Source organism: Pannonibacter sp. CBAS1226 (genome assembly GCF_055685825.1).
The window spans coordinates 990609-1006066 of record NZ_JBVOUO010000001.1 but is presented as its reverse complement, the minus strand read 5'-3'; the positions used below and the strand labels follow the sequence as shown (position 1 = coordinate 1006066).

The following is a 15458-nucleotide window of genomic DNA, read 5'->3' as shown; positions in this document are numbered from 1 at the left end:
ATTTCATGAGTGGAACCAGCAGGATGGAGAACTGACATGCAAAGACGTGACTTCCTCAAGGCAGCGGGCATCGGTGCGGCGGCAACGGCAACGGGCGCAGCCCTTGCCACCCCGGCCATTGCCCAGGGCATCACCAAGTGGCGCATGGTCACTGCGTGGCCGAAGAACCTGCCGGGCCCGGGCGTTGCCGCCCAGATGCTGGCAGACCGCATCACCGCCCTGTCGGGCGGGCGGCTGGAAGTGGAGCTTTTCGCCGCCGGCGAAATCGTCCCCGGTCCCGGCGTGTTCGATGCCGTGGCCGAAGGCACGGCGGAGATCTACCACGCCGTTCCGGCCTATTGGGGCTCCAAGTCCAAGGGCATCCTGCTGTTCGGCTCCCAACCACTGGGCCTCACCGCCATCGAGCAGATCGGCTGGCTGATGCAGGGCGGCGGTCAGGCGCTCTATGACGAAATGTATGGCCGCTTTGGCCTGAAGCCGTTCCTGTGCGGCAACTCCGGCCCGCAGTGGTTCGGCTGGTTCCGCAATGAGATCAGCTCCGTCGATGACCTCAAGGGCCTGAAGTACCGCACCACCGGCCTCAATTCGGAAGTCTGCGCCAAGCTGGGCATGGCGGTGGAAGCCATGTCGGGCCCGGCCATGTTCCAGGCGCTGCAGTCCGGCGCGCTGGATGCGGGCGAGTTCATCGGCCCCTGGTCCGACAGCGCCCTCGGCCTGCAGCAGGTGGCCAAGAACTACTACGCGCCGGGCGTCGGCGAGCCGGGTTCGGCGGAAGAATGCGCGGTTAACATGAAGGCCTGGGAAGCCCTGCCGGATGACCTGAAGCAGGCGGTCGCCTATGCGGCCGAAAGCCTCTACAACCCGGTGCTGACCGAGTACAACACCAAGCATGCCCTGGCCCTGCGCGAGCTGACCGCCAACCATGGCGTCACCGTGCGCAAGCTGCCGGACGAGATCGTCATCGCCATGGGCAATGCCATGGGCGAGGTGGTCAAGGAACTGCGCGAAAGCAATGACGAGCTGGTGCGCAAGATCACCGAAAGCTTCCTTGAGTACCGCAAGCTGATGGTCGAATACATGCCCTATGCGGACGCCGGCCAGATGAACGCCCGCGGCCTCGACTACAACTACGGCTGAGCCATCCCCCCCGGCGCGGGGTAAAAGCCGCGCCGGGGTTTGCCTCTGGTGTCATCCTGGTTTGCCGCATGGCGGCAAGACTGTGATCCAGTATCCGGGGTGCTCGCGGTGCCGGGGAGAGTGCCGCAGGCTCCGGACGATGTTTATACCGGACAGTCAGTCAGGCTCCCGTTCCTCTCCCCCCTTGAGGGGCAGGGGAATCGCATATGGAATTTTTGGATTCGGATCTGTCGCCGCAACGCATTTCCTGATTCCAAAATTACCCTTCGCAAGGACTGAGCGTTCGATCCTTGCGCAGACGGAAGAGATTTCCGCCATATGCGATAGCCCTGCCTTGAGGGGGAGATGCCCCCGGCAGGGGGCAGAGGGGGGTAACGGACTGTCCGCTTGTGAGAGAGATGGTGCTCTGCCGGAGAGCTGCTACCCCCCTCTGTCTGCTGCGCAGACATCTCCCCCTCAAGGGGGGAGAGGGGTGCTGCGGTGAAGCGATAGTCCTTCCTCCTCCTTGCATCCGGTGCGGACATTGCCCAAACACCGGGGGGATCGGATACCTGCCTGCGCGGGGATGACGGCCGAAGGTGAAGCGAAAGCAAATATGATCAGGGCGGCAAACGCCCGCAGCAGCAGGGGACAAGAGGGAATGGAACGGCTTGCCAGGGCTCTGGATTGGGTCAGCAGGGCAGTGGGCGCGGTGACGATCTGGTTCGCGCTGGCGATGGTGCTGCTGCAGTTCGTCATCGTGCTGCTGCGCTACGTGTTCGGCTACAGCTCGATCTTCCTCAACGAGGGCGTGCTTTATCTGCATGCCAGCGTCTTCATGCTGGGGGCAGGCTACACGCTGATGGTCAACGGCCATGTGCGGGTGGACATCTACTACGCCCGCATGACGGCGCGCGGGCAGGCGGTGATTGACCTCTTCGGCCATGTGGCGCTGCTGGGCGCCTCGCTCGTCATGCTGCTCGTCTACTCCTGGCCCAGCGTGCAGCGCTCTTGGGCTATTCTGGAAGGGCCGATTTCCGTCGGCGGCATCCCCGCCTCCTTCCTGTTGAAGAGCCTCATTCCGGTGTTCTGCGTCCTGCTTCTCCTGCAGGGCCTTGCCGCCTTCCTGCGTGACTGCCTCAAGCTGCGGAGCGCCGCATGATCCCGCTTGACATCCTGATGTTCGCCGCACTGATCGGCTTCATCCTGCTCGGCTATCCGGTTGCCTTCACCATTGCCGGTGTGGCGACGGGCTTTGCGCTGCTCGGCTTTGCGCTGGGTGACTTCAACCTGTCGCTGATGGGCGCGCTCGGCCAGCGCTTCTTTGCGGTGCTCACCAATCCGGTGCTGACGGCCATTCCGCTCTTCGTGCTGATGGGCGTGATCCTCGAAAAAAGCCGCATTGCCGAAGACCTGCTGGAAACCATGGGCCGCCTGTTCGGCTCCATGCGCGGCGGGCTGGGCGTCTCCGTTGTGCTGGTCGGCGCGCTGCTGGCCGCCTCCACCGGCATCGTCGGCGCAACGGTGGTGGCCATGGGCATGATTGCCCTGCCGGCCATGCTGCGCAACGGCTACAATCCGCGCCTGTCGGCCGGTCTCATCTGCGCTTCCGGCACGCTCGGCCAGATCATCCCGCCCTCGACGCTCCTGATCATTCTCGCCGATGTCATGTCCTCCGCCTTCCAGCAGGCGCAATACAAGCAGGGTAAGTTCTCCATCGAGACCATTTCCGTCGGACAGACCTTTGCCGCCGCTCTGCTGCCGGGGCTGCTGCTGGTGGCGCTTTATGTGGGCTATGTGCTGCTGCGCGCCTGGCTGGTGCCCGCAGATGCGCCAGCCATGAAGGATCTGGACCGCAAGGCCACACGCGGCGAGGTGATGGGCGCGATCCTGCCGGCCGTCATCCTCATCGTCGCGGTGCTGGGCGCCGTGCTCTTCGGCGTTGCCTCGCCCAACGAGGCCGCGTCTGTCGGGGCTATCGGCGCCATTCTGCTCGCCGGTTACAAGCAGGGCGGCCCGAAGCGGCTGATCCTGGGCGGTGCCATCGCGCTCTTCGTGCTGGTGCTGGCAGCTGGATATTATCCGGTGCGGCTGCAGCGCTCGGACGCCGGGGCGCTGGAATATACGGTGGCGGGTGCCTATGCGCTGCTCGCCCTGACCGGCCTTGCTGCCGTTGCCGTGTCGCTGCGCCAGTCCTTTGGCGCCCGCACGCTGATCCCGGCGCTGACCCAGACCATGGTGGTCACCTCGATGATCTTCGCCACCATCCTGATGGCGTCCTTCTTCTCGCTGGTCTTCGTCGGCCTTGGCGGCGAGCACCGGGTGGCCAACATTCTGGCGGCCATGCCGGGCGGGCCCACGGGCGCGCTGATCTTTGCCATGGCCTTCATTTTCGTGCTCGGCTTCTTCCTCGATTTCGTGGAAATCGCCGTCATCCTGCTGCCGCTGCTGATCCCGCCGCTGATCCTCATGGGGCACGATCCGGTGTGGCTGGCGGTGCTGATTGCCATCAACCTGCAAAGCTCGTTCCTGACACCGCCCTTCGGCTTCTCCCTGTTCTATCTGCGCGGGGCAGCGCCCAAGGAAGTCACCACGGGCATGATCTATCAGGGCGTCGTGCCTTTCATCCTGCTGCAGATCCTCGCCATGGCGCTGATCTGGTTCCTGCCGCAGATCGCCACCTTCCTGCCGAAGGCGATGTTCTGATGGCAGTGCATCTCATCCGCTGGGGCATGGCGCGGGCCATGCCCTGGAAGAACGGCGGCGGCATCACGCATGAACTCGCCGTCTTCCCGCAAGTGGCAGGGCTTGAAGACTTCGGCTGGCGGCTGTCCATGGCCGAGGTTGCCAGCGACGGCCCGTTCTCGGCCTTCACCGGCATCGACCGGACGCTGGCGCTGGTGGACGGGGCAGGCATCGGCCTCGATTCCGGCGCAGGCGGCGAGGCCGTTCTTGATATCCCCGGTGCCTTCACCAGCTTCAACGGCGGCGTTCCCGTCACAGGCCGGCTCATCGATGGCCCGGTGCTGGATTTCAACATCATGACCCGCCGCGGAGTGTTTCGTCACTCCATGGAGCGGTTGACGCTTGAGGAGGGCAACGGCCTCGAATGCCCTGGTTCCGGCGCAGGGGGAACCATCGCGCTGGTCTGCGTATCGGGCCGCGTCACCGTTGCCTTGGCCAAGAGCGGCGGAGAGACGCTTCAGCCGCGCGATTGTCTCGTCATTGCAGATGAAGAAGATGCACCGCTGATCTTCGGTGGTGACGGGACAGTATGTCTGGCGCGGTTTGTGCCCGTGGCGTGACAGTGCGCGGCCTCAGGCTATCTCCACCTGAGGCCCACACGCCGCCGTCCCGGACTTCGGTCTCACTTCAGCCGGGACAGCGGGCAGGGGAGGTTCTCAGCCTTCAATCATTCCACAGCCAGGCCGCGCCGCGCACGCCGGAGCTGTCGCCGTGGACGGCCTTGCGGATCGGCACGCCGTAAGTGTCGGAGAAGATATAGGGTGCCATGGCGGGGGGCAGGTCGGTGTAAAGCTCGTCCACGTTGGACATGCCGCCGCCGAGCACGAAGACATCCGGGTCCATGAGATTGGCGGACATGGCCATGGCGCGGGCGAGGCGGCTGACATAGCGCTCGTAGGACGCGATGGCTTCGGCTTCCCCGGCCCGTTTGGCGGCGATGATTTCGTGGCCCTTCAGGTCCCGGCCCGTTGCCGTGCGGTAGTCGAGGGCAAGGCCCGTGCCCGAGCACCAGCGGTCGATCGTGCCGCGGTGGCCGGTCCAGCATTCGGGGCCGGGATATTCCTCTTCCTTCATCCACGGCACGGGGATGGCGCCCCATTCGCCGCCGATGCCATTGGCGCCGCGATGGGCCTTGCCATCAATGGCGATCCCTGAACCGCAGCCGGTGCCGATGATGATGGCATGCACGAAATGCGCGCCCGCGCCTGCACCGTCTGTCGCCTCGGAGACCGCAAGGCAATTGGCGTCATTCTGGATGCGGACCGGCCGGCCGAGGCGGGCCTCCAGATCCTTGTCCAGCGGCATGCCGTTCATCCAGGTGGAATTGGCGTTCTTGACGAGGCCGGTGCCCGGCGAGATGGAGCCGGGAATCCCGAGTCCCAGCGTGCCGGTCAACCCGGTTGCCTTTTCGGCATGGGCCACCAGCAGGGCCACGGCCTCGATGCAGGCGGCATAGTCGTCGCGCGGTGTCGGCATCCGCTCGCGGTAAAGCTCCATCCCGCTGTCATCCAGCGCGATGATTTCCATCTTGGTGCCGCCCCAGTCAATTCCAAGCCGCATGAGTGCTCCCGTCCGTCATTTTTGCACTGCAAGGACGCCTCAGGCGCGTTGCAGCGGCATTTCAAAGGCATCGCCCGCATCCGGGTCAAGGTCCCCCGGCTGCTTGCCATAGTTTTTGAACTTCCGGATGTTCCGTTCGATCTCCCCGGCAGACAGCAGCACAGGCTCGCCGCCGGAGAGGGCCGAGAGATACTGGTCGGCCAGTTCCTCCACGCCTTCCGCCAAGGCCAGCGCCTTCGGCAGATCACGGCCATAGGCGATCTGGCCGTGATTGGCGAGAAGGCAGGCGCGGCGGGGCCCGAGCGCCTGAAGCATGGCTTCTGACAGGGCGCGGGTGCCGAATGTGGCATAGGCCGAGCAGGCAATGTGATCACCGCCCGCAATCGCGATCATGTAATGAAACGGCGGAATGGGGCGGCGCAGGCAGGCGAGCGCCGTTGCCCGCGGCGAGTGGCAATGCACCACGGCGCCAGCATCCGGGTGGGCGGTGTAGATGTCGAGATGCATCCGCCATTCGGAAGAGGGCAGGACGCTGCCATGATAGCCGCCTTCCATGTCCATGAAGACGATGTCATCCAGCGTCAGGCTCTCATAGGGCCGCCCGGAGGGGGTGATGAGAAAGCCGTCCTCGCAGCGGGCACTCACGTTTCCCGAGGTGCCGCGCGTCAGGCCGCGCGTGACCAGCGCCCGGGCCGTGCCGATGACCGCCTGCCGGAGCGCGGAAGTGCCATGTTCGTGCTGCATGACCGGAACCCGAATCCTCTTAGAGCTTTCACTCACGGGCGGCATTTAAGCCGCGCTGTAAGGGCCGGGCAAGCTGCGCAAAGCATTGGCGCGGTACGGCAGGGACAGAAAAACCAGGCAGTGGCCGGCCGGAAGGTGGATGAAGGTGCCGGATGAGGTGCCGGATGAAGTGTCGCATTCAGGCGGGTCCATGGCGCTTTGAGGCTTGCACGTGATTGCCCGTTCCTGATGCTTCCCTGTGCAGGTTGCGAGGGATGCCTGCGCCTGCCTTTTCGTCAGGCAGCGGTTTTGGGCGGAAATCCTCCAGATTACAAGCGGCGCCGGAATGGTTCGGGCTGCAACGGCGAGTTCTGGGAAAAATTTTCCTGCATAATTGGATGTGCGCAAATATTGACTTCGGTCCTGAATAAAAAACGTTCAAAAAATTCCAAATGCCCCCTTTTGTTATGTTCGATTTTTTGCTTTCCTAGCGTTCGAGATGACGGTTCAAGAGGTCATCGCGACGGGGTTCGCCGGGGCATGGTCCCGGCAATAAATGCGTGAGCGGCATAAAATAAAAAGCCGCCCGCATCGCAATTGGGGAACAGATGGCGAAAAATCGAGGGGCGTCAGTCCGTTACGAGAATGTCCAGAAAAGCTATGACGGTGAAAGTCTCGTCGTCAAAAATCTCAATCTGGATATTCCTCCCGGGGAATTTCTCACGATGCTCGGGCCTTCCGGGTCCGGAAAGACAACATGCCTCATGATGCTGGCCGGGTTCGAACCCGCAACGCACGGCGAAATCTTTCTGAACAACAAGCCGATCAACAAGGTGCCGCCGCACAAGCGCGGCATCGGCATGGTGTTTCAGAACTATGCCCTCTTTCCGCATATGACCGTGGCTGAAAACCTGGCCTTTCCGCTGCAGGTGCGCGGCATGGCCAAGGCGGAGCAGGAGGCCAAGGTCAAGCGGGCGCTGGAGATGGTGGAACTGGGCAAGCTCGGCTCCCGCCGCCCGGCCCAGCTGTCCGGCGGCCAGCAGCAGCGTGTGGCCGTGGCCCGCGCCCTGGTCTTTGATCCGGAACTGGTGCTGATGGATGAGCCGCTGGGCGCGCTCGACAAGCAGCTGCGTGAGCAGATGCAGTATGAAATCAAGCACATCCACGAAAATCTCGGCGTCACCGTGGTCTATGTGACCCATGACCAGACCGAAGCTCTGACCATGTCGGACCGGGTGGCCGTGTTCAATGACGGCATCATCCAGCAGCTGTCGACGCCGGACCTGCTCTACGAGGAGCCGCAGAATTCCTTCGTGGCGCAGTTCATCGGCGAGAACAACAAGCTGAACGGCACCGTGGCCTCGGTGGACAATGGCTCCTGCGAGGTGATGCTGCCTGACGGCACCCGGCTTCTGGCAGACAAGGTGAATGTGGGCGGCACAGGCGATTTCACCACCGTGTCGCTGCGCCCGGAACGCATCGAACTGGCGCCGGAAAAGCCCATGGACAACATGCTGCAGGGCCGGATCGAGGAGCTGATCTATCTCGGCGACCATATCCGCGTGCGCATGACGGTTTGCGGCAACAGCGAATTCATCGTCAAGGTGCGCAACCGCGCCGACCGGCGCCAGCTTGAAGCCGGCAGCACCGTGCCGATCGGCTGGGCGAAGAAGGATTGCAAGGCACTCGATGCCGTTGCGTAATATACGGGCAGGCGGAACAGCCTGCACCTGATTGGCCGGCAACCGGCCCAATGCTCAAAAAAGGGGAGCAGCACTAATGAGACTGGCAAGCACACTTATGGCTTCGGCCATTGTTCTGTCGGCTGGCGCCGCAAGCGCCGCGGATCTGACGATCGTGTCCTGGGGCGGCGCCTATTCGACGTCGCAGAACAACGCCTATCACAAGCCCTTCATGGAACTGCGTCCGGACGTGAAGATCATCAATGATGAATCGTCCAACGAGGCAGTCGCCAAGCTGCGCGCCATGAGCGAGGCCGGCAACGTGACCTGGGACGTGGTCGACGTGGAAGGCCCGGACAGCCAGCGCCTGTGCGACGAAGGCCTGGCCATGGAGATCGACTTTGACGAATGGCTGGCCGCCGCTCCAGATGGGACCTCCGCTACTGCGGACTTCGGCCCGTCGCTGATCAACAAGTGCTTCATTCCGCAGATCGTGTTCTCCACCACCTTCGGCTACCGCACGGATGTGGCCGCCTGGAACGGCAAGGTGCCCACGAGCCTGTGCGACATCTTCGACACGGAAAACTTCCCGGGCAAGCGCAGCCTGGAAAAGCGCCCGAAGAAGAACCTCGAATGGGCGCTGCTCTGTGATGGCGTGGCCAAGGACGACCTCTACACGGTCCTGTCCACGCCCGAAGGGCTGCAGAAGGCACTGGCCAAGCTCGATACCATCAAGAAGGACGTGATCTGGTGGTCGGCCGGTGCCGAGACGCCGCAGCGCCTCGCCGACGGCGAAGCGGTGATCGGCTCCACCTACAACGGCCGCCTGTTCTCGGTGATCGAGGAGCAGAAGCAGCCGGTTGCCATGCTGTGGGACTGGCAGGTCTTTGACTTCGACGGCTGGATCATCCCCGCTGATGTGCCGGAAGACAAGCTGCCGCTCATCAAGGAATACATCAAGTTCGCCACCGACACCCAGCGTCTGGCGGATCAGGCGAAGTACATCTCCTACGGCCCGGCCCGCGCCTCGTCTCAGCCGCTCGTCGGCAAGCATGCCGACCTCGGCATCGAGATGGCGCCGCACATGCCGACCAACCCGGAAAACCAGAAGAACTATCTGGTCAACAACATTGAGTGGTGGGCCGACAATCAGGATGAGGTGGAAGCCGCATTCCAGGTCTGGCTGACCAAGTAAGCCCGGCTCCAAGCCCTTTGATGTGCCGGATGGCTGCGCCAGACGCAGCTATCCGGCACCTTTCACGCCCTTGGTCTGCCGTGCGGCTGAGGCCGCCGTCCGGCAGGCCGGCAAGGGCTGAGGCCAAAGCCAAAGCCAAGGCCAAGACCGGGACCGGGACCGGGGAACAGCAGGGCGTGCTTCTGCCCCGGATCTATGGCCCGAACAGATACTCAAGCTGGATTTCCGGAACCCATGACCATTGCCGATGCGCCAGCCGCAGCCTTGACAGGCGGAGCGGGACCAAGCGGATCACGGACGGGCGAGGCTGCTCCGTCAGGCCCCGTGCTGACCCAGGATGGCCGCCCGCTGAAGGCGAGCCTTGCCAGGGCGCTGCGCCGCGAGAAAATGCGCGCCTTCATCCTGATCGCGCCGCTGCTTTTCTTCATCCTGCTGACTTTCGCAGCACCCATTTTCGACATGCTGCTGCGCTCGGTCGACAACAGCATCGTGCCCAACACGCTGCCGCGCACAGTCGTGGCACTGGAGGACTGGCAACCGGCTTCGGGCGAATTGCCCGGCGAGCCGGTCTTTGCCGCTCTCGCTGAAGACCTGAAGGAGGCCGTGGCGGCCAAGACGCATACCCGCCTCGGCACCCGGCTCAATTACGAAACCTCGGGCATGTCGAGCCTGATGCGAAGGTCAGGCCGTCTTGTTGAGCAGCTGGAGGGATCTGACATCAAGGGTCAGATGATTGCTGCTGAAAAGGACTGGGGCCGGCTCGATATCTGGACCACGCTGAAGCGCTATTCGGGATCCTACACGCCGGGTTATTTCCTGGCGGCGGTCGATGCCAGGAAGGGGCCGGACGGCTACGAGCGGCTGCCGGAGAATGAGCGCATCTACATCATGCTCTTCGGCCGCACGCTGATGATGAGCATCGCCATCACGCTGACCTGCGTCCTTCTGGGGTACCCGGTGGCCTTCCTGCTGGCGCAGCTGCCGCTGCGCACGTCGAACCTGCTGATGATCCTGGTGCTTCTGCCGTTCTGGACCAGCCTTCTGGTGCGCACCTCCGCCTGGAAGGTTCTGCTGCAGCAGCAGGGCGTCATCAACGATCTTCTGGTCTGGGTGGGATTGATCGGCAATGACGGACGCCTCGTGATGATGAACAATGCCACCGGCACGATCATCGCCATGACGCATATCCTGCTGCCCTTCATGATCCTGCCGCTCTATTCGGTGATGAAGACCATCTCTCCGTCCTACATGCGGGCGGCACGCTCGCTGGGCGCCAATGACTGGACGGCCTTCTGGCGGGTCTATTTCCCCCAGTCCGTGCCCGGTATCGGGGCAGGGGCGGTGCTCGTCTTCATTCTGGCCATCGGCTACTACATCACGCCGGAGCTGGTGGGCGGCACTTCGGGCATCTTCATTTCCAACCGCATCGCCTATCACATCTCAACGTCACTCAACTGGGGTCTGGCTGCTGCGCTCGGTGCCCTGCTGCTGCTGGCCGTGATGGTGCTGTTCTATGTCTATGACAAGATCGTCGGCATCGACAATGTGAAGCTCGGGTAAGGAGAGAAACCATGTCATCCCTTCCTCCTTACGCATCGGCAGGCCAGATCGCGTGGCACTACACGTTCCGCACGATCTGCGCGCTGATCTTCTTCTTCCTGATCTTCCCGATCATCACCATCATTCCGCTCTCGTTCAACGCGGAGAACTTCTTCACCTTCACGCCCGCCATGCTGGCGCTGGATCCGGATGGGTATTCCACCAAGCATTACATGGATTTCTTCACCAATCCGGACTGGCAGCAGGCGCTGAGGAACTCCTTCATCATCGCACCGGCGGCGACGCTGATTGCAACCGTGCTCGGGACGCTGGCGGCCATCGGCCTGTCGCAGAACCACGTGCCCTTCCGCTCTACCATCATGGCGATCCTGATCTCGCCGATGATCGTGCCGCTGATCATCTCGGCGGCGGGCATGTATTTCTTCTACTCCCGCATCGGCCTTCAGGGCACCTATTGGGGCGTGGTTCTGGCCCATGCGGCGCTCGGCACGCCCTTCGTCATCATCACGGTGACGGCGACGCTGGTCGGCTTTGACCAGAGCCTTGTGCGCGCCTCCGCCAGCATGGGGGCAGGGCCGATCCGCACCTTCTTCAAGGTGCAGATGCCCCTCATCCTGCCGGGTGTGGTTTCGGGCGCGCTCTTTGCCTTCATCACCTCCTTTGACGAAGTGGTGGTGGTGCTGTTCCTCGGTTCTGCCGGTCAGAAGACGCTGCCCTGGCAGATGTTCACCGGCCTGCGCGAACAGATTTCGCCCACCATTCTGGCGGTCGCCTCGATCATGGTGCTGCTGTCGATCATTCTCCTCAGCGTGCTGGAACTGCTGCGCCGCCGGTCGGAACGGCTGCGCGGCGTGACACCGGCCTGATGCGGCAGGCGGACCCGGGAGCTGGCGCATTTTGACAAGTGTTTGGCGCGTTGCTCCGCTTGATCAGATGCGCCCGGATCACGCAGACTGAAGCAAATTCAAACGCATGTTCCGCGCAGCGGAGCGGCACGACATCGCTGGAATGATGCTTGCTCCAAGGCCTCTTGAGGCTCTTTGGAGACCCGGGGCGGTACGCCAGTTCCGGGCATTCTTCCAGCACCGAGTTCAGGCCTGGCGGGCCGGCTTCCCATTCGGGAGGCCGGCCCGTTTTGGTTTCAGACACTGACTTTCAAGATCCGGCTCTGGCCGGTTCGGCAAGATGGAGCGATGGAAATGGCGGAAGACATGATGCGGCTGCAGGTGATCGAGAACGGCGAGAAGAGCTGGTCGCCGTTTTCAGCAGGAGAGATGCGAGGCCGGCAGGACCGGCTGCGCGCCCGCATGGAGGCGTTGGGTGTCGATGCCTGCCTTTTCACCAGCTACCATAACATCTGCTATTTCTCCGGCTTCCTCTATTGCGCCTTCGGCCGGCGCTTCGGGTTCATCGTCGATGATGAGGCCGCAACGGCGGTGGTGCCCGGTATCGATGGCGGCCAGCCCTGGCGGCGGGTGCATGGCACGGCGCTGACCTATACCGACTGGCGCAAGGACAACTATTTTCATGCGGTCTCCGAAATCCTCTTCCGGGGCGGACGCAAGCCGAAGCGGCTCGGCATCGAATTCGACCACGTGTCGCTCGATCTGAAGGCCCTGCTGGAAGCTGCGCTTCCCGGTGTCGAGCTTGTCGACGTGAGCGATGCGGTGATGCGCATGCGCACCATCAAGAGCGCCGAGGAGCACCTGCTGATCCGCCATGGCACGCGCATCTGCGATATGGGCGGTGCAGCCATCGCGGCAGCCGTTGCGGCCGGCGTTGGCGAGCATGAGGTGGCGCTTGCGGGCACGCAGGCCATGGTGCGGGAAATCGCCGCCTCCTTCCCCTTCGTGGAACTGATGGACACCTGGGTCTGGTTCCAGTCCGGCATCAACACCGATGGCGCGCATAATCCGGTCACCAACCGCAAGATCGAGGCAGGCGACATCCTCAGCCTCAACTGCTTCCCGATGATCTTCGGCTACTATACCGCGCTGGAGCGCACGCTCTTCTGCGAGCATGTCTCGGATGCGCATCTGCGTCTTTGGGAGGTGAATTGCGAGGTTCACCGGGCCGGGCTGAAGCTGATCCGCCCCGGCGCCCGCTGCTGCGACATTGCCATGGAACTCAATGACATCTACCGCCAGCATGACCTCCTGCAATACCGCAGCTTCGGCTACGGCCATTCCTTCGGCGTGCTGTCGCATTACTACGGCCGCGAGGCAGCGGTGGAACTGCGCGAGGATGTGGATACGGTGCTGGAGCCGGGCATGGTCGTCTCCATGGAGCCGATGATCATGATCCCCGAAGGCATGCCGGGCGCCGGCGGCTACCGCGAGCACGACATCCTGATCGTCACGGACTCTGGCGCCGAAAACATCACCGGCTTTCCCTTCGGCCCGGAGCACAACATCATCCAGGCGTGAGTGCCCGCATCCCGGCGCTCGTTATCAAGAGGAGAGGAGCTTCCGTGCCAGACGGCTGGCTCAAGCTTCTCTCCTTCTAGGTCAGCCGCATCTGGCCTTACTCCGGCGCTTTCGCCGTCATCTCGCCCGTCGTCAGGATGGCCGCTGCGTCGAGGCGGTGGGCGTCCATGAGGGCGGCGATTTCCTCGATGGCGCTGGCGAGGGTCTGCTGGGCCTCCCTGTCCTTGCGGGCGAAGCGGGCCTCGAATTCCTCGTCCAGCAGGGCGGGCGCGCGTTCCAGCAGCGTGCGTCCTTCCTCCGTCAGCCGGGCATGGACGATGCGCCGGTCCGTGGCTGAACGCTCCCGCGCCACCAGTCCGCGCTCTTCCAGCCGGTCCAGAATGGTCACCACCGTGGCCGCGCTCAGATCCGCCTGAGCGGACAGCGCTTTCGTCGTCACATCCCCCAGATCCCGGATCGCCTGCAGCACCACAATCTGCGGAATGGTCAGTCCCGCCGTGCGCGCGACTTCGCGCGAGCGCAGGTCAATGGCGCGGACGATGCGGCGCAAGGCCTTGAAAATACGGGTGGCTTCGGCGTTCTGCGGCATGATGTGTCCATATGATTTGAACTCTAATGATTAGAGCCCTATATATTTCGGGTCAATAATAGCAAATGGAGGCTCGGCCCGGATATGTGCGGCTTGTGTGGAGAAGTGGTCTTTGGCGATGGGGACGCGAATGTGCGGCGCGTGGACGCGATGGCGCGCGCGATGGCTGCCCGCGGACCCGATGGCATGGGTGTCACCCAGCAGGGGCGCGTTGCGCTCGGCCACCGGCGGCTGAAGATCATCGATCTCAGCGAGCGCGGCGCCCAGCCGATGCAGGACCGGGAAGCCGGCCTGTCGCTGGTCTTCAACGGCTGCATCTACAATCACGCGGAGCTGCGGGCAGAGCTGAGCAAGCTTGGCCAGCGCTTTGCCTCCACCAGCGACACGGAAGTGATCCTGAAGGCCTGGGCCCAGTGGGGCCGCGATTGCGTGGAGCGGTTCCACGGCATGTTCGCCATCGCCGTGCATGAGCGCGACACGGGCCGGGTGCATCTGGTGCGAGACCGTTTCGGCATCAAGCCGCTGTATCTGGCCGAAAGCAGGGGCCGCCTCGCCTTTGCCTCGACGCTGCCGGCGCTGCTGGCGGGCGGGGGTATCGACACCACGCTCGATCCGGTCGCCATTCACCACTACATGACCTGGCATGCGGTGGTGCCTGCGCCGCGCACGGTGCTGAAGGGCGTGCGCAAGCTGCCCGCGGCCACCATCCGCACTTATGATGTGAACGGCAGCTATTCCGATCATGTCTACTGGAAGCCGGAGTTCGAACGCAGCAATGCGGATGAGACCCGGTCCGCCGGAGAGTGGCGCGACATGGTGCTGGACGGCCTGCGCACCGCCGTGCGCCGCCGCATGGTGGCCGACGTGCCGGTGGGCGTGCTCCTGTCGGGCGGGGTCGATTCCAGCCTCATCACCGGGCTTCTGGCTGACGAGGGGCAGAAGGACCTTGCCACTTTCTCCATCGGCTTCGAGGAGGCCAATGGCGAGAAGGGCGACGAGTTCCATTACTCGGATCTGATTGCCCGCCACTACGGCACAAACCATCACAAGATCTTCGTGCCCTCCGCCGATATGCGCGCCGAGCTGCCTGCCGCCGTGAAGGCCATGTCCGAGCCGATGGTTTCCTATGACAACATCGGCTTCTACCTGCTGTCGCGGGAGGTGTCGAAGCACATCACGGTGGTGCAGTCGGGGCAGGGGGCGGATGAGGTCTTCGGCGGCTATCACTGGTATCCGCCGCTGGCCGGCTCCAACCAGCCGGTGGCCGATTACGCGGATGCCTTCTTCGACCGCACGGATGCCGAACTGCGCCAGCAGGTGAACCCGGAGTATCTGCCGGAGCGCGACGAGAGCCTTGCCTTCGTCGAGCAGCATTTCGCCCGGCCCGGCGCTGCCGATCCGGTGGACAAGGCGCTGAGGCTCGACACCAACATCATGCTGGTGGATGACCCGGTGAAGCGGGTCGACAACCACACCATGGCCTTCGGCCTGGAAGCACGGGTGCCGTTCCTCGACCATGAGCTGGTGGAGCTTTCGGCCCGCATTCCCGCCCGCCACAAGCTGGCGCAGGGCGGCAAGGGCGTCTTGAAAGATGCGGCCCGCAAGGTGATCCCGGCGGATGTGATCGACCGGCCCAAGGGCTACTTCCCCGTTCCGGCGCTGAAATACCTGGAAGGCGAAACGCTGGAGATGGTGCGCGAGGCCCTGCACAGCCCGGCGGCGCGCCAGCGCGGCCTGTTCAACACCCGCTATGCGGACATGCTTCTGGCTGAGCCGAGGGAACACCTGACGAAGCTCAGGGGTTCTGCCCTGTGGCAGGTGGGCCTGCTGGAAATGTGGCTGCAGGAACAGGGAATCTGATC

At 63.5% G+C, this 15458-nt stretch carries 13 protein-coding genes; 10 read left to right on the top strand and 3 right to left on the bottom strand.

Annotated elements, in window-relative coordinates; genetic code table 11:
• Positions 1–36 precede the first annotated feature (36 nt).
• From AC0CMF_RS04590 to AC0CMF_RS04575, 4 genes are all read left to right on the top strand, one after another.
• Complete coding sequence (locus AC0CMF_RS04590) at positions 37–1137, top strand: TRAP transporter substrate-binding protein (RefSeq protein ID WP_050471661.1); 1101 nt, start codon at positions 37–39, stop codon at positions 1135–1137.
• Between the two features lie 640 nt (positions 1138–1777).
• Positions 1778–2278, top strand: coding sequence for a TRAP transporter small permease subunit (locus AC0CMF_RS04585; protein WP_019966381.1), 501 nt, complete (start codon positions 1778–1780; stop codon positions 2276–2278).
• Complete coding sequence (locus AC0CMF_RS04580) at positions 2275–3822, top strand: TRAP transporter large permease (RefSeq protein ID WP_374628325.1); 1548 nt, start codon at positions 2275–2277, stop codon at positions 3820–3822. Before AC0CMF_RS04585 ends, AC0CMF_RS04580 begins: the two co-directional genes overlap by 4 nt.
• On the top strand, positions 3822–4421 hold the full coding sequence (locus AC0CMF_RS04575; RefSeq protein ID WP_374628323.1) for a HutD/Ves family protein: 600 nt from the start codon (positions 3822–3824) through the stop codon (positions 4419–4421). The genes AC0CMF_RS04580 and AC0CMF_RS04575 overlap by 1 nt, the downstream gene beginning before the upstream one ends.
• 103 nt (positions 4422–4524) lie before the next feature.
• Here AC0CMF_RS04575 and AC0CMF_RS04570 read toward each other — a convergent pair whose 3' ends face one another.
• On the bottom strand, positions 4525–5421 hold the full coding sequence (locus AC0CMF_RS04570; RefSeq protein WP_122519987.1) for an ROK family protein: 897 nt from the start codon (positions 5419–5421) through the stop codon (positions 4525–4527).
• 39 nt (positions 5422–5460) lie between these two features.
• Positions 5461–6165, bottom strand: coding sequence for a class II aldolase/adducin family protein (locus AC0CMF_RS04565; RefSeq protein ID WP_123194196.1), 705 nt, complete (start codon positions 6163–6165; stop codon positions 5461–5463).
• 587 nt (positions 6166–6752) lie between these two features.
• On the opposite strand from AC0CMF_RS04565, the gene AC0CMF_RS04560 reads away from it, so the two are divergent.
• The 5 genes from AC0CMF_RS04560 to AC0CMF_RS04540 all read left to right on the top strand — a co-directional run bounded on the left by AC0CMF_RS04560 (position 6753) and on the right by AC0CMF_RS04540 (position 13007).
• Positions 6753–7847 carry an ABC transporter ATP-binding protein gene (locus tag AC0CMF_RS04560; protein ID WP_374628322.1) on the top strand — a complete coding sequence of 365 codons (1095 nt, stop codon included), beginning with the start codon at positions 6753–6755 and terminating at the stop codon, positions 7845–7847.
• A gap of 76 nt (positions 7848–7923) precedes the next feature.
• Positions 7924–9021, top strand: coding sequence for an extracellular solute-binding protein (locus AC0CMF_RS04555; protein ID WP_050471655.1), 1098 nt, complete (start codon positions 7924–7926; stop codon positions 9019–9021).
• Between the two features lie 234 nt (positions 9022–9255).
• Positions 9256–10581: an ABC transporter permease gene (locus AC0CMF_RS04550; RefSeq protein WP_208977398.1), complete on the top strand. Its 1326-nt coding sequence runs from the start codon at positions 9256–9258 to the stop codon at positions 10579–10581.
• Positions 10582–10592: 11 nt separating this feature from the next.
• Positions 10593–11447 carry an ABC transporter permease gene (locus AC0CMF_RS04545; protein WP_050471653.1) on the top strand — a complete coding sequence of 285 codons (855 nt, stop codon included), beginning with the start codon at positions 10593–10595 and terminating at the stop codon, positions 11445–11447.
• A gap of 333 nt (positions 11448–11780) precedes the next feature.
• Positions 11781–13007: a M24 family metallopeptidase gene (locus tag AC0CMF_RS04540; protein ID WP_374628321.1), complete on the top strand. Its 1227-nt coding sequence runs from the start codon at positions 11781–11783 to the stop codon at positions 13005–13007.
• A 97-nt stretch (positions 13008–13104) separates the two neighbouring features.
• Here AC0CMF_RS04540 and AC0CMF_RS04535 read toward each other — a convergent pair whose 3' ends face one another.
• Positions 13105–13596 (bottom strand): MarR family winged helix-turn-helix transcriptional regulator, encoded by a 492-nt coding sequence (locus tag AC0CMF_RS04535; RefSeq protein WP_374628320.1) that lies wholly within the window; start codon positions 13594–13596, stop codon positions 13105–13107.
• Between the two features lie 84 nt (positions 13597–13680).
• Between AC0CMF_RS04535 and AC0CMF_RS04530 the strand changes: the two genes are divergently transcribed.
• On the top strand, positions 13681–15456 hold the full coding sequence (locus tag AC0CMF_RS04530; RefSeq protein ID WP_374628319.1) for an N-acetylglutaminylglutamine amidotransferase: 1776 nt from the start codon (positions 13681–13683) through the stop codon (positions 15454–15456).
• Positions 15457–15458 lie beyond the last annotated feature (2 nt).